Annotated in this window: 21 protein-coding genes and 1 pseudogene; 8 read left to right on the top strand and 14 right to left on the bottom strand. The window is 39.8% G+C overall.

Going from position 1 to position 19,824, the window contains the following annotated elements; all coding sequences use genetic code 11:
- Positions 1 to 55 precede the first annotated feature (55 nt).
- The 3 genes from M3226_RS12115 to M3226_RS12125 form a co-directional block, all read right to left on the bottom strand.
- Complete coding sequence (locus M3226_RS12115; RefSeq protein WP_251565672.1) at positions 56 to 1,303, bottom strand: MFS transporter; 1,248 nt, start codon at positions 1,301 to 1,303, stop codon at positions 56 to 58.
- Between the two features lie 261 nt (positions 1,304 to 1,564).
- Positions 1,565 to 1,747 (bottom strand): hypothetical protein, encoded by a 183-nt coding sequence (locus tag M3226_RS12120; RefSeq protein WP_251565674.1) that lies wholly within the window; start codon positions 1,745 to 1,747, stop codon positions 1,565 to 1,567.
- Positions 1,748 to 1,889: 142 nt separating this feature from the next.
- A complete protein-coding gene (locus M3226_RS12125) occupies positions 1,890 to 2,420 on the bottom strand; it encodes a GNAT family N-acetyltransferase (protein WP_251565676.1) in 531 nt (176 codons plus the stop codon).
- A 141-nt stretch (positions 2,421 to 2,561) separates the two neighbouring features.
- On the opposite strand from M3226_RS12125, the gene M3226_RS12130 reads away from it, so the two are divergent.
- Positions 2,562 to 2,852, top strand: a complete 291-nt coding sequence (locus tag M3226_RS12130; RefSeq protein WP_251566078.1) for a YqzG/YhdC family protein — start codon at positions 2,562 to 2,564, stop codon at positions 2,850 to 2,852.
- A 506-nt stretch (positions 2,853 to 3,358) separates the two neighbouring features.
- On the opposite strand, the gene M3226_RS12135 is transcribed toward M3226_RS12130, so the two are convergent.
- The 4 genes and pseudogenes from M3226_RS12135 to M3226_RS12150 all read right to left on the bottom strand — a co-directional run bounded on the left by M3226_RS12135 (position 3,359) and on the right by M3226_RS12150 (position 6,397).
- Positions 3,359 to 4,057: an MOSC domain-containing protein gene (locus M3226_RS12135; protein WP_285857824.1), complete on the bottom strand. Its 699-nt coding sequence runs from the start codon at positions 4,055 to 4,057 to the stop codon at positions 3,359 to 3,361.
- 2 nt (positions 4,058 to 4,059) lie between these two features.
- Positions 4,060 to 4,553: pseudogene (locus M3226_RS12140) on the bottom strand (HIT family protein).
- Between the two features lie 75 nt (positions 4,554 to 4,628).
- Positions 4,629 to 5,426, bottom strand: a complete 798-nt coding sequence (locus M3226_RS12145; protein ID WP_251565678.1) for a pentapeptide repeat-containing protein — start codon at positions 5,424 to 5,426, stop codon at positions 4,629 to 4,631.
- A 266-nt stretch (positions 5,427 to 5,692) separates the two neighbouring features.
- Positions 5,693 to 6,397: a hypothetical protein gene (locus tag M3226_RS12150; protein WP_251565680.1), complete on the bottom strand. Its 705-nt coding sequence runs from the start codon at positions 6,395 to 6,397 to the stop codon at positions 5,693 to 5,695.
- A gap of 307 nt (positions 6,398 to 6,704) precedes the next feature.
- Here M3226_RS12150 and M3226_RS12155 point away from each other — a divergent pair, with 307 nt between their 5' ends.
- The 7 genes from M3226_RS12155 to M3226_RS12185 all read left to right on the top strand — a co-directional run bounded on the left by M3226_RS12155 (position 6,705) and on the right by M3226_RS12185 (position 13,443).
- Complete coding sequence (locus M3226_RS12155) at positions 6,705 to 7,454, top strand: DeoR/GlpR family DNA-binding transcription regulator (protein WP_251565682.1); 750 nt, start codon at positions 6,705 to 6,707, stop codon at positions 7,452 to 7,454.
- Entirely contained in the window at positions 7,451 to 8,368 is a 918-nt protein-coding gene (gene pfkB / locus M3226_RS12160) for a 1-phosphofructokinase (RefSeq protein ID WP_251565684.1), read from the top strand. Before M3226_RS12155 ends, pfkB begins: the two co-directional genes overlap by 4 nt.
- 12 nt (positions 8,369 to 8,380) lie before the next feature.
- A complete protein-coding gene (locus M3226_RS12165) occupies positions 8,381 to 10,255 on the top strand; it encodes a PTS fructose transporter subunit IIABC (RefSeq protein ID WP_251565686.1) in 1,875 nt (624 codons plus the stop codon).
- A 158-nt stretch (positions 10,256 to 10,413) separates the two neighbouring features.
- Positions 10,414 to 11,136: an ABC transporter ATP-binding protein gene (locus M3226_RS12170; RefSeq protein ID WP_251565688.1), complete on the top strand. Its 723-nt coding sequence runs from the start codon at positions 10,414 to 10,416 to the stop codon at positions 11,134 to 11,136.
- On the top strand, positions 11,133 to 12,239 hold the full coding sequence (locus M3226_RS12175) for an ABC transporter permease (protein ID WP_251565690.1): 1,107 nt from the start codon (positions 11,133 to 11,135) through the stop codon (positions 12,237 to 12,239). Before M3226_RS12170 ends, M3226_RS12175 begins: the two co-directional genes overlap by 4 nt.
- Before the next feature lie 11 nt (positions 12,240 to 12,250).
- Complete coding sequence (locus tag M3226_RS12180; protein ID WP_251565692.1) at positions 12,251 to 12,901, top strand: TetR/AcrR family transcriptional regulator; 651 nt, start codon at positions 12,251 to 12,253, stop codon at positions 12,899 to 12,901.
- 62 nt (positions 12,902 to 12,963) lie between these two features.
- On the top strand, positions 12,964 to 13,443 hold the full coding sequence (locus M3226_RS12185) for a GyrI-like domain-containing protein (RefSeq protein WP_251565694.1): 480 nt from the start codon (positions 12,964 to 12,966) through the stop codon (positions 13,441 to 13,443).
- A 60-nt stretch (positions 13,444 to 13,503) separates the two neighbouring features.
- Here the strand turns inward: M3226_RS12185 and M3226_RS12190 are convergent, their stop codons facing one another.
- The 7 genes from M3226_RS12190 to M3226_RS12220 all read right to left on the bottom strand — a co-directional run bounded on the left by M3226_RS12190 (position 13,504) and on the right by M3226_RS12220 (position 19,821).
- A complete protein-coding gene (locus M3226_RS12190) occupies positions 13,504 to 14,469 on the bottom strand; it encodes a hypothetical protein (protein ID WP_251565696.1) in 966 nt (321 codons plus the stop codon).
- Between the two features lie 161 nt (positions 14,470 to 14,630).
- Positions 14,631 to 15,224: a VanZ family protein gene (locus M3226_RS12195; protein WP_251565698.1), complete on the bottom strand. Its 594-nt coding sequence runs from the start codon at positions 15,222 to 15,224 to the stop codon at positions 14,631 to 14,633.
- A 319-nt stretch (positions 15,225 to 15,543) separates the two neighbouring features.
- The gene (locus tag M3226_RS12200; RefSeq protein ID WP_251565700.1) at positions 15,544 to 16,380 is read right to left on the bottom strand and encodes an aldo/keto reductase; all 837 of its coding nucleotides are present in this window, start codon (positions 16,378 to 16,380) and stop codon (positions 15,544 to 15,546) included.
- 20 nt (positions 16,381 to 16,400) lie between these two features.
- Positions 16,401 to 17,048, bottom strand: a complete 648-nt coding sequence (locus M3226_RS12205) for a bifunctional 4-hydroxy-2-oxoglutarate aldolase/2-dehydro-3-deoxy-phosphogluconate aldolase (protein WP_251566082.1) — start codon at positions 17,046 to 17,048, stop codon at positions 16,401 to 16,403.
- A 287-nt stretch (positions 17,049 to 17,335) separates the two neighbouring features.
- Positions 17,336 to 17,491: a hypothetical protein gene (locus M3226_RS12210; RefSeq protein ID WP_251565702.1), complete on the bottom strand. Its 156-nt coding sequence runs from the start codon at positions 17,489 to 17,491 to the stop codon at positions 17,336 to 17,338.
- Between the two features lies 1 nt (position 17,492).
- Positions 17,493 to 18,740, bottom strand: a complete 1,248-nt coding sequence (locus M3226_RS12215; protein WP_251565704.1) for a Ger(x)C family spore germination protein — start codon at positions 18,738 to 18,740, stop codon at positions 17,493 to 17,495.
- Positions 18,715 to 19,821 (bottom strand): GerAB/ArcD/ProY family transporter, encoded by a 1,107-nt coding sequence (locus tag M3226_RS12220; RefSeq protein ID WP_251565706.1) that lies wholly within the window; start codon positions 19,819 to 19,821, stop codon positions 18,715 to 18,717. Before M3226_RS12220 ends, M3226_RS12215 begins: the two co-directional genes overlap by 26 nt.
- Positions 19,822 to 19,824: the final 3 nt, after the last annotated feature.

Consider the following 19,824-nt stretch of genomic DNA (forward strand, 5'->3'; position numbering starts at 1 on the left):
ATTTTACCAATCGATAAAAGGAGCTTGCATGTCCAAGCTCCTCATAGTGTTAAATTTAAGCTTCTTTACTTTTTTCCAAGACTGTAGACCCTTTGAATAGAGGAACTAGAAAAAGGACTCCAATCACAAAAAGCAGTGCTGTCGTTTCATACATCGAAACTAGGGAAAAAGTCTTCTTCAACCACCCGCTTGATGTCATTGTAATCACCATGCAACCCATGAATATCGGGTTTAGTATCCCATTAACCCGGCCAATAAAAGCTGCATCGGTATTCTTTAAAATCATGGTATTAATTCCAATATGAACACATGGCATAAACAAACCGCTGATAAATTGAGCGGTCAAGGTCAACCAAAACATATCGGAAAGCCCCATTACCAAAAAGCCAAGGGCACTGACACCCATACCAATCGCAAGCAAAATCTGCGGTGGTGTCTTTTTCGTGAAGCCGACTGTAAGGCCTCCACCCAAAATCATGCCGATTCCAAATGCCGCCATCAGCCATTGCAGCTGCTCTTTCGGCAAACCAAGCTGTTCAGTTACGAGAAATACAGCTAACGGCTGCGTAAGCCCCAACGCCAAGCCAGCTGCCGCAAAACAACCGCCAAGCAATGTAAGGGAACGGCTCTGCCAGACATATTTGAATCCAGCCTTCATCTCTTCAAGTAACGTCGTAGCTTCTGCCTTTTCTTCTACTTCATAATCTGATGGCAGTAAGAATAAAATCCCAGCGGAAAGTAAAAAAGCTACTCCCATGATGGCAATCGCCACATCGATTCCAAAGCGTTGGTAAACAAACGTGCCAAGCACCGGGCCAACGATCATAAACAAAGCAAAGATGGTTTGGTAAATGGACATCCCCATTTGGATAAGTTCTTCTTTTACATGAAGTTTAAAAAGCTTCATACCGGCAGGCTGTGAAAACTGTGATAAGATCGACGATACCAATGTCGCAAAAAAGATAACCTTCCAGCCGCCAAAGAATAGCGCGAGCAGGACCACAAAAATGGAAACAGCACTTAGAAAATCACACCATATCATCGTCATTTTCGGTTTCCACCGGTCAGCAAAGGTCCCCCCGATAAAAGAAAACAGAAAGATGGGGGCAAACTCGGCTACCGAAATGAGTGATACTGCTACAGGGTCTTCATTTGTCTTTTCTACTACATATAACAGGATAGAGTAGTTTCGCACCCAAACCCCAATTTGAAGAAAGAACGTTGAGAGCAATAAAGTCTGAATGACCTTATTTCGAAATAAAGAACCAATTGAAATATTTGTATTTGTACTTGCTTGTTCCATAAAAAAACCTCCTTATCCAACAATCCGGACAGGAGGCAATACAGGGCAGAAAACGGCCAAGCACTTGTTCACTTCGCCCTGCTTATTAAAAAAGCCCGCACTAATCCTATCCAGAATTTGTTCGTTTATCGAATTTTTTCCAAAAATAGGATTAGTCAATCATCGGACTTCAAGTCACCCTTTCGTTATAACGTATTATCATCTTACTTTAATTCCTATTAAGAATCAAGGGACTTTTGTAACTTTATGGAAACCCCACTCTTACTCGTGATCAAGTTCTTCAGTATGGTGTTTAGCGCTAAGGTTAAACTCTGTATAGTTATTTTGATTCGGGCTGTTATTTAAAATCTGGTGTGCATCCCACTGTGCCTTTAAAGGTTGAATGTAATGTTCTGGTACAACAACCCCTCTTTTTTTCAAATGTGAATAAATGCTTTCTGTCATACTTGAACGACCCCTTCCCTGTTCATTAAGATGTGACATACTTGCTCCTCTATATAATTATACTACCTAAACTCCAATTATGTTAGCGCTTTCATCATTTTTTAATAAAAGAAAACAACGTTCTTCTTGAGCATGAACGTTGTTAATTGTTTGAATTGACACTTGGCTTATCTAAATGTAATACCATATAAGCGTCATCATAATATTTTCCGTCTATTTTTAAAGCATTCTTCTCTAATCCAAATGCCTGAAAGCCAAGTTTGGTATATAGCTGTTTTGCACCTTGATTACTGGCCGTTACGTTTAAATTAATTTGTTCGACTTCTTCTATTTCCTTTGCTTTATTGATTGCCGCGGTCATCAAGGCCTTCCCTGCGCCTTGTCCCCGTTTATTTGGGGTGACATACATGGCAAAAATGTTTGCCCGGTGACGAATTTTCTTCCGTTCTTCTTGAAGAAGAGTGACGACACCAATTAGTTCATTATGATCGAAGGCTCCAAAAGTGTAGTTCCCCTCCGCGGTGAAGTTTTGGGCTGCTTGTTCCACCGCATTTTCCCTTTTTACTGATTCCTCATAGCTAGTTAAAAAGGCCTCGGGATGGTTCTTTAGTGCCTCTAGTCGTAATGCCCAATAGATTTCAGCATCAGCTGGGGTCAATAATCGTATTTTCAAAACCACTCTCTCCTTTCTAAATTGCATCTTTCAATTTTTCCCAACATAAGTTGTAACCCGAAATGTAAATGCTAAAGAAAAAGGGGGAATAATGTGAAAAAACTTCTGTTTAGTTTGATTATTACGTTTGTTTCTATAGATATGGGATTATGTCAGTTCCCCCAAATGACTGCCGCTCAACAAAAACCTATTCCGCCATATGCTAAATGGGGTACATTAGCAATGAAAAAGACCCAAGAAAGGTATCCACAAGCAAAAATTATCGACTATCTTCATGTAGGCAGAGTAACAGGTCCCAAATCCACCACAGAAAAGTTTAAACTCTGGTTAAAAGATGACAAGAGGGAATTTGGTGTCTTTGTGAATATCGAATTTAACCCTGCGACTAACCAAGTCATTAATATCGATTTTAGAGAAACATCCAGGCAATAAGGGAATTGAAAAATGTACAACTTTTGTCAATAACTCTTATTGACTACCATGGAGGCTCTTTTCTCCCTTGTTCGGTCGTTAATAAGAGCTATAGGCTACCTTGGGAGCTTTTTTCTCCTCGCTCGGTCGTCAATAAGGGGTATTGGCTACCTTGGGGGCTCTTTTTCTTCTTGTTCGGTCGTCAATAAGGGGTATTGGCTACCCTAGGGGCTTTTTTTTACCTCATTCGGTCGTCAATAAGGGCTATTGACTACCTTAGGCGCTCTTTTTCTCCTTGCTCGGTCGTCAATAAGGGCTATTGACTACCATGGTTACATTCGGACTTTTTTCGATAATAGTCTGGCTAAAGTACTTTAACCTGAACCGCCGCAGCCATCAACCGCCATTTAAAAAGGGTTAATTGTTTTCTTGGACGGCTAGGAACAGAGTTTATCCATTGTTCAACTGAAGTGAATTCCCCTTTTTCACCTTACACTCCACGATACAATTCTCCTCTTTTATTACGGTCAATCGTTCGGACCAAACACACGATTTCGAATGTCTGGTGTCTCTCGTTTCTCAACACGCTGCTGTAAAGTTTCTCTCATCCCTGGGGCCAGAAACTCACAGGCGGCAAGTTCCCGCATTTTTTCAAAATCTTGTTGGCCATGGAGGATTTCATTGCATTTCTGGATGGTCCAATGAGGGCAGGGCCGCTCCAATAAGGTGAACGTTTGGCCTTCCTCCACTAGACCTTCTTTTAAAACACGAAAGTACCAGCCAGTTCGGCCTGTGTTTTGTAATAATAGAGCTAATGTTTTCGTCTTGAACCGGCGGGCAGGCTTCCAGCAGGGCTGCCGTGGCTGCGATACTTGAACAACAGCTTCGCCAATTTGAAAGGTATCGCCAATTGAAATGGAGTCTTCTTTTACATGCTCGAGTATAAAGTTTTCTCCCATTCCGCCTATGGAAATATCGGTAATGTTGTGTTCATTTTGCCAGTATGTATAATGCTCTGAGGAATATGCAAAAACGGCTTTCTCCGGTCCGCCATGATTTTTCTGATCATATTGGCCATCCCCCGTTAAACCTGTTTTTCCAACCCAGACCGCTCCTTGGACAGGTTCTTTAAAAATAGCACTCGTCCATTCACGTTCCATCGGTTGGTTGGCCTCTTTTTTCCCAACTGTTTTTGGCAAGCCTGCATAAGCTTTTTTTAGAAGCATCTCTATTCCCTCTCTTCCCGTAATGCTTTTGTCAGCATCCTGATCGATTTAATTACCTTGTTCACATTTTCTTGATCATTCATTTCATTCCTAGCATGGCGTAAAACTGGCCTTAGAGACTCTACAGAACGTCCAAAATTATTCATCCATTCATAGCGTGAACCTTCCACGTGTGAAAATGGCCGGTGGTATCCTCATTATAAAAATAATAAACGTGCTCGATTCCTAGAACTTCTCTTTGAACTTTTCTTATGTTTGTTAATAGGTTAATATAATCAATTTTCTCTTCTTCCGTTGGTTCATCGAAACCATAAATATGCCGTTTTGACGCTAAAATGATTAATCCTTTAATGGGGCAGGCGACATCCTGATGTGCGTGAAAGTGTTCCGCCTCAATGAAAACTCCACCATCAGGTTCCACCATTCCGCTCGTTAATGCACAGCTTAAACATTCAACCTCAACGGTGGTTCCGTTTGATAACGTTATTTGTCTCATAGCTTTCCCCTTTGCTCATGAGCTGATCTTTTTTTAGTATAAAAGGTATGAGTTAAAAAAAGAATTAAAAGGGAATTAACTTGAGCTCTTTTGGGTCTTTCTTTTCTTTTGGACTCCCCAGTGGATTGGATAGGTAAGTGATGGAGGCAACTTAGTCTCGGTATCTCCCTTGGCAGCATTGATTTGGGCTTGAGTGAGAAAAATACTTCCTGTCAGGTCTGCTCCGCTAAGGTTGGCATCACGGAGGTCCGCTCCAATAAAGTCGGCTTTTCTTAATTTCGCTCCGATTAAATCGGTTCCTCGAGTTGTCTTATGTTTTGGTCGTGAATTGGCACGGACGAGTTCACTAGTTTTTAAAAGCAATGTATTTACTTCGGCTCTGTGTGCAGGTACATCGAGTTGCGTAAGCTCGCCGGGACTGAGAAGTGTCAGCTTTTCTGTTTGATCAATGGCTTGACGGAGTACTGTGTGGATGGATGCTGTCGCTTTTAATGATAGGGCTTCTGTTAGGTACCAAAGCATCTCATGAAGCTGCTGCATGATTGGGAATACATTAAACATCTCATTGGCTAATTCGATGTTATTGCGCCAGTCCTTTCCTTGGAACGTGACTTGCGAAACTTTCTGTCCGGTACCGAAACATTCATAGACGGTACAACCTTTAAAGCCTTTTTGTCTTAAGTCTTGATGAATCCCGCATCGAAAGTCTGATTGAAGATTCGGACATGGTGTTCCACCGTTTTTGTTTAACGCGAAGTCCGCAGAAGCAGCAAACGGCAAGGCAACACAGCATAAACCAAAGCAGTCTTCACATCGGGCGTGAAGATGCTCATTGCAGCGGTCATCATGTGATAAAACGGTGTGATAAGACAATAGTTTCACTTCCTTTCTATTACCTTTTACTATAAAACAAAATGGAGGGATGTGGGAGTAGATTTTTACTAGTGATAATGATCGGGTATTCTTTAGTTAGTTAAGGGATTGAATGGTTCGACTGGACACAGGTTAATAGATTTATTGGTAAATTGTCTAATTGAGCAAATATCTAATATTTATTTTTGGCTTTAAGCCTAACAATCAGTCCACAAAAAAAACACACAAGCAATACAACTCACTTGTGCAATACCAAAATACCATATTTACTCTTTATCCCGCGCCGGAGCAGCACCAACCAAATCTCTAACTGCCTTCCTCCATACCGAATACCCATACTCCATTGTCGACAACGTCAGCCCCATCCAGGTAAATAGACACAATCCAGGATAAAACTCATATGTACCCTGTTCGACAGCCTCCTCCTCTTTCTCTTTCTCTTTCTCCCTCTCAGCCCGGCCAGCAGCCATTTTTTCATCAGCACGACCTTTACTCGTATCCAAAGACACAGCTGCCAGCTTCTCCTGATCCTCAACTGTCTCACCTTCTACTACTTCAGGAGCATCGACAACTTCTATATCAGTGGCCAACATATCCTCATCTGCTACAGGAGCTTTCTCTTCAAAAGTCTCAGCCACACTAGTTTCTTCATCCGGAAGCAGCGCCTCCACATGCCCCCCAGACATCGACTGTATAGCCTCCGTTATAACCTTTGCTATCTCTTCTTTAGAAAAAACCTTGATGGAAATCCAGCCGCGTGGATCCACCTGATAACCGTGTTCCTTGATTGTTTCCTCTGACATATATTTTCCGATCACGTAGCCATTTCCACTTGGATGTAATTGGGTGGCCAAAACCTGTCCCTTTTGAACACTTTCAGGATAAACAAAGCTCACCTTTCCATTACTGTTCTTTTTTTCTTTCAACTTAAATGAATGAAAAATAGCCTTTTTTTCCTCAAAAGATAACACTCCAATGACTCCCTTCCAAAATACCTATGATTTTTTATCAAAAACAGGCAAAACTAGTAAAGAAACAGTCATCTATTTCCAAGTAAAAATTACCAATATCAACGTTATTATACCAAATAAATGACATTAGGACTTAATTTCTTGCTATTTTATAAGGTTTAAAGCCTTTTATTAAATTACGACGAAATGGTGAATGTTTTTGATTGGTAAAGAATGTTTATGAAAGTTTTTGGTTGATTTTTATCAAAAAAAACAGTAAAATAAAACCACAAACAAGTTTTGAAAGCGTTTTTAGGAGGCAAATAGGATGTTAGAACCTGAACGCCATCAAATTATTCTAGAAGCATTAAAGAAAAAAAATACCGTTAAGCTGCAAGAACTAGTCGAGCTTACGAATTCATCAGAATCAACCATTCGCCGGGACCTCACTCAGCTAGAAGAGGGCAAATTTCTTAAAAGAGTCCATGGTGGTGCGGCCCGACTTCAAGGAAAGCTGCAAGAACCCAGCATGACAGAGAAATCATCCAAAAACCTTCAAGCTAAGCGGGAAATCGCTCAATATGCGGGAAGCTTAGTAGAAGAAGGAGATTGTATCTATCTAGATGCAGGATCCACTATTTTTGAAATGATTCCTTTTCTTCCTAGTAATATTGTCGTAGTAACAAACGGCCTTATGCATGCAAATGAGCTTCTCGACAGAAATATAAAAACATTTTTATTAGGAGGCTATATCAAGCCCACCACAAAAGCCATGGTTGGCCGCGGTGCACTTGAGAGTCTCGAACAGTATCGTTTTGATAAATGCTTTATGGGCGTAAATGGAATACACACCCAACTAGGTTATACCACTCCTGATCAAGAAGAGGCCATGATAAAACAACAAGCTATTAACCTAGCTCGTGAAGCCTATGTTTTAGCAGATGAGTCCAAGTTCTCTGAAATTGCATTTGCAAAAATAGGCGGACTTCACGAAGCGACGATCTTAACAAATGAGCTTGACCCCGATACGAAGGAGCAGTATTCCAGTAAGACAAAAATAAAGGTGGTTACTTCATGATTTACACATTAACTCTAAATCCATCACTCGATTATATCGTTGAACTAGAACAAGTCACTTTAGGTGGATTAAACAGAACAAAAAAAGAAACTAAATTGCCTGGCGGTAAAGGGATTAACGTATCACAAGTTTTAAAAAGACTAGATATAACTAACAAAGCCCTAGGTTTTATCGGCGGCTTCACAGGCGATTATCTTGAAAACTACTTAAAGTCACTTGAAATTAACACTGATTTTGTCAGGGTTGATGGAGATACCAGAATCAATGTAAAAGTAAAGTCTGACTCAGAAACGGAAATCAATGCATCCGGTCCTAACCTTACGAAAGAAAACTTCGAAGCATTGAAGCAAAAAATTCATGAGCTAACAAGCGAGGATATCCTTGTTTTGGCGGGAAGCATTCCTTCCACAATGCCAACGAACACATATGAACAGCTCGCTGAGATCTGTAATGAAAAAGGCATTAAATTTGTCGTAGATGCCGAAGGCGATTTATTAAAAAAGGTGATTCCATTGCAGCCTTTCTTAATCAAGCCTAATCATCATGAACTTGGAGACTTATTTGATACGACTCTTACCACATGTGAAGAAGTCATTCCATATGGCAGAGAGCTGATCAAACAAGGTGCACAAAATGTGATTGTCTCACTCGCAGGTGAAGGTGCCGTCCTTATTAACAAGGAAAAAGCGATCATCGCAACGGTTCCAAAGGGAGAAGTCAAAAGCTCTGTTGGTGCTGGTGATTCAATGGTAGCAGGCTTTCTAGCAACCTATCAAAAAACAAAATCAATTGAAGAGGCCTTCCGCTTCAGCGTTGCCTCAGGAAGTGCAACTGCCTTTTCAATCGGCCTCTGCACACCTGAAAAAATTGAAAGTTTACTTCCACAAGTAGAGCTCGAAACGAAATTATTCTAAAGGAGAATGTTTATGAAGATAACAGAGCTTTTAACAAAAAATACAATCCACTTAAACATAAAAGGCACTCAAAAATTAGATGTGGTTGAAGAGTTAGTGTCTGTATTGGATAATGCCGGCAAATTAGCTGACAAGGCCGAATATAAAAAGGCAATTATCGCAAGAGAAGAACAAAGCACAACTGGTATCGGTGAGGGAATTGCTATTCCTCATGCAAAAACAAAAGCAGTTAAACAAGCTGCGATTGCTTTTGGCCGATCAACTGGCGGCGTAAACTATGAATCTCTTGATGGCCAGCCTGCCTACCTTTTCTTTATGATTGCCGCCACTGAAGGTGCAAACAATACTCACTTAGAAGCATTGTCAAGATTATCTACAATTTTATTAAATGAGGATGTTCGCAAGCAGCTGCTTGCTGCGAACTCTGAAGATGAAGTATTAGATATCATCAACAAGTATGATCAAGAAGATGAAGAAGAAACACAGTCAATGACTGGGAAAAGTCAGTTTATTGTGGCCGTTACTGCGTGCCCAACTGGGATTGCCCACACATATATGGCAGCTGATTCCTTAAAGGCGAAAGCAAAGGAAATGGGTGTAGACATTAAAGTCGAAACCAATGGTTCCGGTGGAGCGAAAAACGTGCTGACAGCGGAAGAAATTGAAAACGCTGTGGCGGTTATCGTCGCTGCTGATAAAACCGTAGAAATGGCCCGCTTCAACGGTAAGCACGTGATTGAAACTGCGGTAGCGAACGGAATTCGCAAGCCGAAGGAATTAATTGAAAAAGCGTTAAAGCAGGATGCACCTATTTATCATGGTAATGGTTCTGCCGCTAGCAATGATAGCAGTAAACAAGGCAGAGGCGTTGGTGCAACAATTTATAAGCACTTAATGAACGGTGTATCTAACATGCTTCCATTCGTTGTCGGCGGTGGTATTTTAATCGCCATCTGTTTCATGTTTGGCTTCAATGCTTTTAAGCCTGATGATCCAACTTATAATCCGATTGCTGAAGCCTTAATGACAATCGGCGGCGGTAATGCCTTTGCTCTAATGGTTCCTGTACTTGCTGGTTTCATCGCCATGAGTATTGCAGACCGTCCTGGATTCGCTGCTGGTATGGTTGGCGGTATGCTTGCAAATGCCGGCGGCGCTGGTTTCCTAGGCGGACTTATCGCAGGTTTCCTTGCTGGTTATTTAGTAGTTGGTTTGAAGAAAGTATTAACTTTTATGCCTGCATCGCTTGAAGGTATTAAAACGATTTTATTATATCCATTATTAGGTATTGCTTTAACAGGATTTATCATGTTGTTTGTTGTCAATAAACCTGTCGGAGCTCTAAACCAAGGAATTTCTCACTGGTTATCAAATCTTGGAACTGGTAATGCCGTTTTACTAGGAATTATCCTTGGAGCAATGATGTCCTTTGATATGGGAGGACCAATCAATAAGGCAGCATACGTATTCGGTACTGGATTATTAGCAAATGGTGTATATGAACCAATGGCTGCGATTATGGCTGCTGGTATGGTTCCTCCGCTAGGTATCGCCATCGCAACAACTTTATTTAAAAAGAAATTCAGCCAGCAAGATCGTGAAGCTGGAAAAGTAAACTACATTATGGGATTATCTTTTATCACTGAAGGTGCGATTCCGTTTGCAGCAGCAGACCCGCTTCGCGTTATCCCTTCTGTAATGGCTGGTTCTGCTGTAGCTGGTGCTTTATCAATGATGTTCCATATCGGCCTTCGCGCTCCTCACGGCGGAGTATTCGTAATGCCACTTGTTAGCGGCAACTGGTTATTGTACCTATTATCAGTTGTAATTGGAGCAATTGTTTCAGCTGTCCTGCTTGGTATCTTGAAAAAGCCTGTAACAGAATAAACTATTCAAAGCACGATTTCCATTCAGGGAATCGTGCTTTTTTCATAACCGCCATCCAATTATTGAACTTTTTCAAAACACAATTGACCTTAGACTTTTAGCTGCTTTATAATAAAAGTGAGTAATCACTCATTTTTATTCCCGAAGGGGGTTTATCAATGTCAGCTTCTATTGTGTTGAAAGATGTTAGTAAAAGTTTTGGAAAAAAAGAAGTTTTGCATAATATCAATCTTTCGGTCGAGCCAGGTAAAATCTATGGTCTAATTGGGCCCTCTGGTTCTGGCAAAACAACGCTAGTAAAAATGATTGTCGGCATGGACCGACCCACTAAAGGTGAAGTACAGGTATTAAATACAAAAGTCCCTAGCCTGCACCTATTGCAAAAAATTGGCTATATGGCCCAAGCCGATGCTCTATACACCGACTTGACTGGTGAGGAAAATTTAGCTTTCTTTGCTTCTCTTTTTAAATTAAAAAATGGTGTGCAAAAAGAACGCATTGCCTATGCTGCCGATTTAGTCAATCTTACATCCGATTTAAAAAAGAAGGTTCAAGACTACTCTGGCGGCATGAAACGAAGGTTATCATTAGCTGTTGCCCTCATCCAAGACCCGCAAGTTCTTGTATTAGATGAACCAACTGTCGGAATCGATCCCGAACTGCGCCTTTCGATTTGGGCTGAAATCAACCGTTTAAAGCAAGAAGGCAAAACCATTTTAGTCACAACCCATGTAATGGACGAAGCGGAAAAATGTGATTATCTGGGCATGGTTCGAGACGGAGAAATCTTAACGAGCGGCTCGCCGCATGAATTAAAGGCACAATACGGAATTGCAACATTAGAAGAGGTATTTTTAAAGGCTGGAGGCGCTAAAAAATGAGGGTTTTTGCCTTAGTTAAACGAATTATCCATCAAATGCTCCGCGATAAACGGGCGCTTGCCTTGATGATGGTTGCCCCCTTATTAATTCTTACCCTTCTCCATTACCTGCTGGGAAGTAATACGGTCGATCCGAGAATTGGGGTTGCCGGAGCGGATGCTTCCCTTGTAAAACAGTTAAAAAGTAAGGATATCATCGTCAAACAATATAACAATCGTTCCAACTGGAACCCTATTATGGATCGAGATGATTTAGATGCTATTCTTCAAGTGAATGATAATGATATCAAACTAACACTTAAAAATGAGCAGCCTTCCGCCACTAAGGCCCTGTTAATCAAGGTCCAACAGGCACTCGCTGCGGAAAACGCAAAAAAACAATCAGCAAATATGACCCAATTCCTTCAACAGATTCAGAGCAAGCTTCAAGGGGCACCAATAAACATCGAACAGGCTAAGGCTCCAAAAATTACAACGACATACATTTACGGTGATAAGGATACGACCTTTTTTCATCAGTTAAGTCCTATCTTAGTCGGTTTCTTTGTTTTCTTCTTTGTTTTTCTGATTTCCGGAATTGCTTTACTTCGGGAACGAACAACCGGAACACTGGACCGTTTACTAGCCACACCGATTCAACGAAGGGACATCGTTTTTGGTTACCTATCCGGGTACGGTTTGTTTGCCATCATTCAAACCCTAATTGTCGTGATTTATTCAGTTAAAGTATTAGACATTATGCTCGTTGGGTCTTTTTGGAATGTGGTCATTATTAATCTGTGCTTAGCGCTCGTTGCACTGTCCCTTGGTATCCTTTTATCGGCTTTTGCCAATTCCGAATTCCAAATGATGCAGTTTATTCCGATTGCGATTGTTCCTCAGGTCTTTTTTGCAGGGATTTTCCCATTCGAAGGTATGGCGGACTGGATGCAAGTCATTGCAAAAATTATGCCCTTATACTATGGCGGTGATGCTTTGGTTTCGGTTATGTATAAAGGTTTAGGTTTCAGTGATATTATCAAGGACCTACTCGTCTTGTTAGGATTTGCTCTTGTATTTATTATCCTAAATATAGTAGCTTTGAAGAAGTATCGAAAAATTTAAAGGAGTAAACCATGTTCGAACAAGAAGAAATGCTGATACAGCAGCTGTTTGATGAGGAAAAATTAACCGAGAAGCAAAGTAAAATACTTATAGCAGCAATTGAATCGTTTTCCGAAAAAGGGTATGCCTCCACGTCCACAAGTGAAATTGCTAAAAAAGCTGGTGTAGCGGAAGGAACCATTTTCCGTCATTATAAAACTAAAAAGGATTTATTAATGGCAATTGTTGTTCCAATCATGGCAAAGGTGGTCGGACCCTATATTATAAATGACTTTGATAAGGTCTTAAATCAGCAGTACGACCGCGTCGAGGATTTTCTCAGGGCGACTATCGAAAACCGAAGAGCAGTCTTAAAGAAACTTCTTCCTGTGGTTAAGATTATGCTTCAAGAGATTCCCTTCCAGCCGGAATTAAGGGAACAATTTATTGACTTGATTGCAAAAAACTTATTTGGCCGTGTTTCACATATCATTGAAGGTTATCAGCAAAAAGGGCAAATAATTGAAATGCCTGCCCTAAGCGTAGCCCGTCTCGTGATAACTAGTGTCATGGGCTACTTATTTTCACGTTATATTTTGTTCCCGGAAGCCCCGTGGGATGATGAATTGGAAACAGAACGCACGATACAATTTATCATGCATGGGCTAGGTAAAGGAGAATAGATCTTGGATTGATCCCCTCCCTAATTTCATAAATACAGTTTAATCTGAAAGGAGCAGAACAGGTGAATTATCGAATTGTAGAGCGTGAAAGTTTTCAAGTGGTGGGAATCAAGCGAGAGTTTTCCTGTGTGAATGGCGAAAATCTAAGGGAAATTCCTAAAATGGGGGACGATGTTCACGCCGATGGAACAAATGACTTGTTAATTGAACTGAATAATGGTGAAATCAACGGGGTGGTGGGTGTTTGTGCAGACAAACGTTCCCAGCAGCCCGGATTAATGGATTACTGGATTGCAGCTGAATATGAAGGCCCCCAGCCAGAAGGTTTAGAAATACTCGATATTCCTTCAGGAAAGTGGGGAGTATTTGAAGTTCACGGTGCAATGCCAGACTCGATACAGAATGCTTGGAAACAAATCTTTTCGGAATGGTTTCCGTCTAGTCATTATCTGCATGCAGCAGGTCCTGAGTTAGAAGTATATTCGGCCGGCAATCCTTGGAGCCTGGATTATTACTCTGAGATATGGATACCGCTAAAATAATACTCTTTAAAAAAGCGATGCACCTGTGCATCGCTTTTTACATTATACCTTCTGGTAAACTTACGATGAACAACCGCTGCCACAGCTCGAGCAGCTTGAACAGCTTGAATGGCCACTTCCACTGTCACCGCCATCACCTGATTGGTCGGAGGAGGACGTCCCGCAAAAAACAGCGGTTGTACAGCCGCTTGTGTAATGGCCGGGATTCGCAAAAGCATACAGCTTGGCGTAATTCCAGTACTCATCGAAATAGTAGTAAGAAAAAAAGATCATCACCATGGATAACGAGGTCATTTCTCCATACGTTTGAAGTCTTGTAAACTTGCCTTTTTTATCGACATAATACATCTTTTCCGCTTCACTTAATTGTTTTTTCATCATAGAAACTAGGTATTCAATTAATTCCTTGTTATCCTCATTCACTCTAAAGTATTTTTCCTTTAAAGTTTCACTAGGACTCTCTTTAAATTCCCTTAAAATTTGAACATCAACTGGATGATTGAAAAAGCTCCCCCATGATTTCCAGCTATATTTAGTAATTTGAAACAACTGTGAAAAAGTCCAGTCAAAAAATGCTCGTTCTTGTGGCGCTGGCTTGGGATTGATGTTTGGTGTATGATGAAGCATCTCTCCGAGAAACCTTTCGGAAAAGATTTGATACTTTTGTGTAAAAAGGATCATCGTATGCCAGACTTCATCAACCTCTTGGCTGAACATGGGTGTCGTCTTTAAGAGATTGGATAATAGGAAATAGCGCTTTAACTCAAACAGTCTCCATTCAAATTCATCCTCAGTTAGCTTGGGATTTTCTTGTAAAAAGCGTTCCTTCACTTGGTGAACATAGTCGTCATCAAGGGAGTTATTTAATTTATCAATTAGAGGTTCCATTGGGATATGGTCAAGGATTCCAAGCCGTGGCGGGATATTTCTCTTCAATAAAGCCGGACTGCGGTTTTTTACAAGTTTCGTAACACCTGCCGTCAGCCCAATTAAAATAAGGCCTGCAATAATAATTCCACCCGTCATTTAATCAACCTCCCATTGTTGTATGTAAAAGTAGATTAGCTCACTGAGTAATCTTTTTTAAGGGGTTTTCCGACAAACTGTATACCACCAAGGATTTAGCCGGATTTCATTGTAATTCTGCCTAGTATTTTTAAGTGTCAAGCTCATTTATGCTTCCTTAATCAACTTTTTACTTTTACAACTCTTTGAATAACAGAACTTAGGCCATAACCAATCCAGACACCTAGCAGATTTAAGATTAAATCATCAATATCCATGCCGCCGCGCTTGGTAAAATACTGCATGGTTTCAATTAAAATGATGCTTGCAGCTGGTATTAAAACTAACCTCCACCAAGAGAGGTGCCGTGAAAACATAAGAGCAGTTACACCGTAGGGTACGAATAATAGGATATTGGCAGTTATATTGTAAAAAGCTATTAGAAAATTACTGTCTCCACCAAGGAATCCGCCTATGGTTTTAAAAGGGACATAATTTATTTGACTATACTCCTGATTTGCTGGACGAAAAAATAACAAAATTAGTAATCCTATGCTATATAACGTTATTAATATTTTAAAAATGAAAGTAGAGATATTGATTGTACATTTGCGTACATAATAAACTATAAACGTAGCAAGACCTGTTAGGCACATCCAGATAACGACCAGAACAATCGGATGAAGATAAGCTAGAAGCCTGAGCCATACCGGTAATAATAAAACATAGATTAGTTGTGAAATCCCTAAAGTAAACCATAACAATTTAGTATCCATTCTTTTCTTCCTGCCTTCGAATTGTTCCACTTAGGGAATGCTGCAAATCTCATCACCTTATTTCAATCATATCCCATTTGCATCATAATTGGATTCCTTTTTTTCTATTTAATACTTAATTGCTTTAATAAGTCGACTAGGTGTTATCTTTCATTTGATTACTGAAAAACATTCTTTCTCTCGCTCAGCCAACTTTTGGCCTTCACTATCTTGATGAAGGCCATATGACATCTTCCCAACCTACTTTTTGTCCTTCATTCTCCAAGCCACAAAAAAGCACAAGCAATTTATAATCTAATTGCTTGTGCTTTTTTAATTTTTAAAAACCCACCGTCATCTGATCTGGATGAGAGCCTGCACGACTATCTTGATTTAATCCATCGATTCTGTCCATATCCTCTTGAGTTAACTCAAAATCAAAGACATCGGCATTCTCAATAATGCGATGCTCTTTAATGGATTTCGGAATCGTCACTACTTCATTCTGAAGATCCCAGCGCAGGATGACTTGAGCTACGGATTTATTATATTTTTGTGCGATATCGACAAGTACCGGCTCGCTTAACAGCTGTCCTTGTTTTAAAGGCGACCAGGCTTCAAGTTGGATGCCTTCCTTTTTACAAAAAGCGTGAAGCTCCTTCTGTGTTAAATGAGGATGATACTCAACCTGGTTCACCATTGGTTTAATTTCAGCAGAACTAATTAACTCTTCTAAATGGTGGATTTGGAAGTTGCTTACGCCGATGGCGCGCACCCGTCCTTCTTTATATAGTTTTTCAAACGCTCTCCACGTATCTTTATATTTATCTTTTCCTGGCCAATGAATTAAATAAAGGTCCAGATAATCGAGCCCAAGCTTGTTAAGGCTGCTTTCAAAAGCCTCTAGCGTGGATTCGTATCCCTGTTCAGAATTCCAAAGCTTTGTCGTAATAAACAACTCCGCGCGGGGAATACCCGACTCTTTAATAGCTTGACCTACACCCTCTTCATTACCGTAAATCGCAGCCGTGTCGATGCTGACGTATCCATTCCGTAGAGCGGCTTTTACAGACTCGACAACTTCTTCACCTTCTTTTACCTTAAACACGCCTAATCCCATCCATGGCATTTTCACGCCGTTATGTAAGGTGGTCGTATCTTTTAAATTAGCTGGCATCAACTTAGCCTCCCTAACAATCATTTTCCTCTTGCAGCTTGTACCTTTTGAATATACTGTTGTGCATACTCAGTGATTTTTTCATATTCCCCTGTTTTAGCAGGTGCAACTAAATTCCCTCCTACACCTACTGCTACACAGCCATTCTTGATCCATTTATCAACATTCTCCAAATCAACACCGCCTGTTGGCATAATATTAATTTGTGGAAGCGGCGCCTTGACAGCTTTAACAAAATCCGGACCAAAGGCACTTCCAGGGAATAGTTTCACGATATCCACACCTGCTTCTAAAGCACGCTTCATTTCAGTAAGTGTCATGCAGCCTGGCATATAAGGAATTTGATAAAGATTACATAGTGTTGCCGTTGCTTCATCAAATGCTGGGCTTACTACAAACTGGGCTCCAGCTAGGATCGCAATTCTAGCCGTTGCCGCGTCAAGGACCGTACCTGCACCAATCACAACATCAGAATTTTCCTGATAAAGCGTTGCCAATTCTTTAATCACTTGATCCGCACCTTGGACTGTAAAGGTAACCTCAATCCCTTGAATGCCCCCTTTCACACAGGCTTCAGAAATGTTGACTGCCTCTTCCTTAGAATCAGCACGGACAACTGCGACTATTCCGCAATCTACAATTTTTGATAATATATCAATTTTCTTCAGCACACTGGTCACCTCATCCAATCTTTTTTTTAATAAATCTACTACCATAGTATAAACCGATTTATTATTTATTGAAAGTTTGTAAATAAAGCTAGCAGACTATTTATAAAAAATTCAATAAATTAAGCTCTGCTGCATCTTATCTTTTTTCTTAAATTCACCCATCTCAACAGCTGGTATAACAGCGGTGAATAATTCAGCAGTTTCGTCCAATAAATCTTATAGTTCTCTTAAATTTGGACAAAAAAAGGAACCCGGCCAAAAGCCAGGTTTACCTCATAAATTTTTTAAATAATAGTAAAAAAAGGAAGGACAATAATCGTCAGGCAAAGGAAAAAAACAGCCATCGCACTAGATTTCTGTTTCTCCTTCCAAAGCGTTACACCAAAACCAAAGGTATAGGCTGTAATGACAAATAAAACGATGTAGGTCAATAAATTCATTCTATCCTCCTACCTGTGCAGGTTTTCTTGTTTGTTTTCCATAATCAATAATTTCTACTTCTGGTTTTACAATAATATCTGCTCGTAAAAAAGATTTCCCCCAATTGAATTTTTCAAATTCCTTATTAGTTAAAAAATAGGGACGAGCATAAAGGGATAACGGATAGGGTACACCCTTTAATTTTGTTTGTGATTTCCTAATCAATTTTTCATTCACCTCTTTAATATGACGAATTACTTGTTTTTTAAGAATTTGCCTGTTTTTTTTTGACGCGTAGGAAACCATGGATGGGTTTGTCATAATTTCTACTTTTAAAGGGATGATGATGGTAATTTGGGGCTTGCTTCCTTTTAAATTCATTTTCACCTTATTATTTTCCCTTTTCATAATTCTGGCAGCAAATTGCCTATCTTTTTCAGAAAAAGGATTAGGGATATCAATTAGGATATCTTTAATGTTGGTGGTATCGTCAAGGATATTTACTGTACGGGTTTCCTGGCCTGTGAGTTTATTAATCATCACACCATTTTTAAAAACAGCAGACCCAATGAATTGCGTATCGTCTAGCTCGCCGCTTGCATTCAATTGACCGGGCAAGTATTCATCCTCCATTTTAATCTTAGGATTTTTAGCCTTTTTAGCAGTCGTATACATTGCCAAATAAAGGTCTGTTCCTCTCTCTAGCGTTTTAAAATAGCGGAATAACGTGGAATCTGGAATCATCCCATTTTCAATTCCGTGATCGATAATGTATTGAAAATACTTATGAGGCCTTGTTTCCATTTTCGGTTTATTTTCTACAAAATAATCACTTGCATTTTCTTTAGAAATAGCTAAATATGCATTCATACGGATCTCTTTGTCTTTTTGAGCATCATAAATGGTAGTCACAAATTTTTTTTCCTTCGCATATTTCTCTGAAACGATAATAATTTTTAGAAATTCATAACTAATATTCCGAGAGATAATCGCATTGGCGGTCCCTTTGGCGGCAATAAAGTCATTTACATCAATTGTAATGATTTCCCGAGGTTTTTCCGTTGAACCGCCGCCGCCTTGCATACTGCCAACTTCAGGATTGGCTAGTAGCATGGTTATCTTGATTTTCCCTTTATGTTCGGACTTATCAATTCCTATACCAATAACATAGGAGCGGTCTTCGAGTTCCTCACGATCCCAACACCCAGTTAAAAGGCAGACCACAATTAGAAATAACAGTCCTTTACATACTACGCCTTTTTTTTGCATGTTTAAATTCTCCTCTTAACATTGCCACTAACCAAAGCATGACTGAAATGGCTGTAAACACGGACCCGGCAGCACTCGAAGTAAACATTTTAAACTTACTGGCTTCCAAGGTTGATTCGGCAAAGCTTCCAATTAGTAAATAAATCACAGCTAAGGATGGAATTAAGTATTCAAAATCTTTAATTTTAAAAATAAGACCGAACATCATCCCATTAATGTACAAAAATGCCGTAAAGCGAATAAATGCTAACATGAGCCAAATGACAAAAAAGAGTATTTCCACATTGGGAAGATAGCTCCCTAGTGATATAAAACGGATTAGTGTATGGAAGGGATATCCAATTGTTCCTAACGAAGTATCAAACAAACATATATAAACAAGAAACATTAAGCTAATTTGGAAAGTAATATAAAAAAAAGCAATCCATGTACCTTTCCTAAAATCTTTTCCAGAGCTAAAAAAAGGGATTATCATAGTAAGTAAAAAAAAATCAACAAAAAGAGAAAGTCCGAGAAAACTGTCTTTTGTTAATTTTAATGGCCCTGGCCCCAAAATAGGAAATATGGCTCGAATGGTACTGCTCTGTTTGCTTAACAATAAGGCAATGTTTAAGGTAATAACAGCATAGAAAACAACCAGATAGGATACCGATCCAATATGTTGAATTCCTTTTTTTGCACCATAAGCACAGATGGTCATTAACATCGCGTAAATCACCAGTTTCGGTGTTGTTGGAAAATAAAATGTCCGAATTATATTCGTATAGGATCTTGAATCGAACGATATCCCAAATGAGCAAATAAGGAAAATTAGCAGGCAAACTAAAAAACCAATGTATTTGCCAAATAATTTTCGAATCACAGAAAACAAATCCTTGTCGGGGTACAATGAAAGAGTTTTTAATAATAAAAGCAATGGAATAAGAAAAATTCCTGCTGCAAGAATAGGAATCATCCATGAGGCATTTTGCACTGCCTTGTAAAGGATGGTCGAGGTATCCTCAGTTCCCTTAGCCCCCATCATTAAAATAGCGATGGATACATACTCACGAATACCAAGTTTTCTAGGCTGCTGATCCATAAA

It is taken from the genome of Neobacillus cucumis (assembly GCF_023715505.1).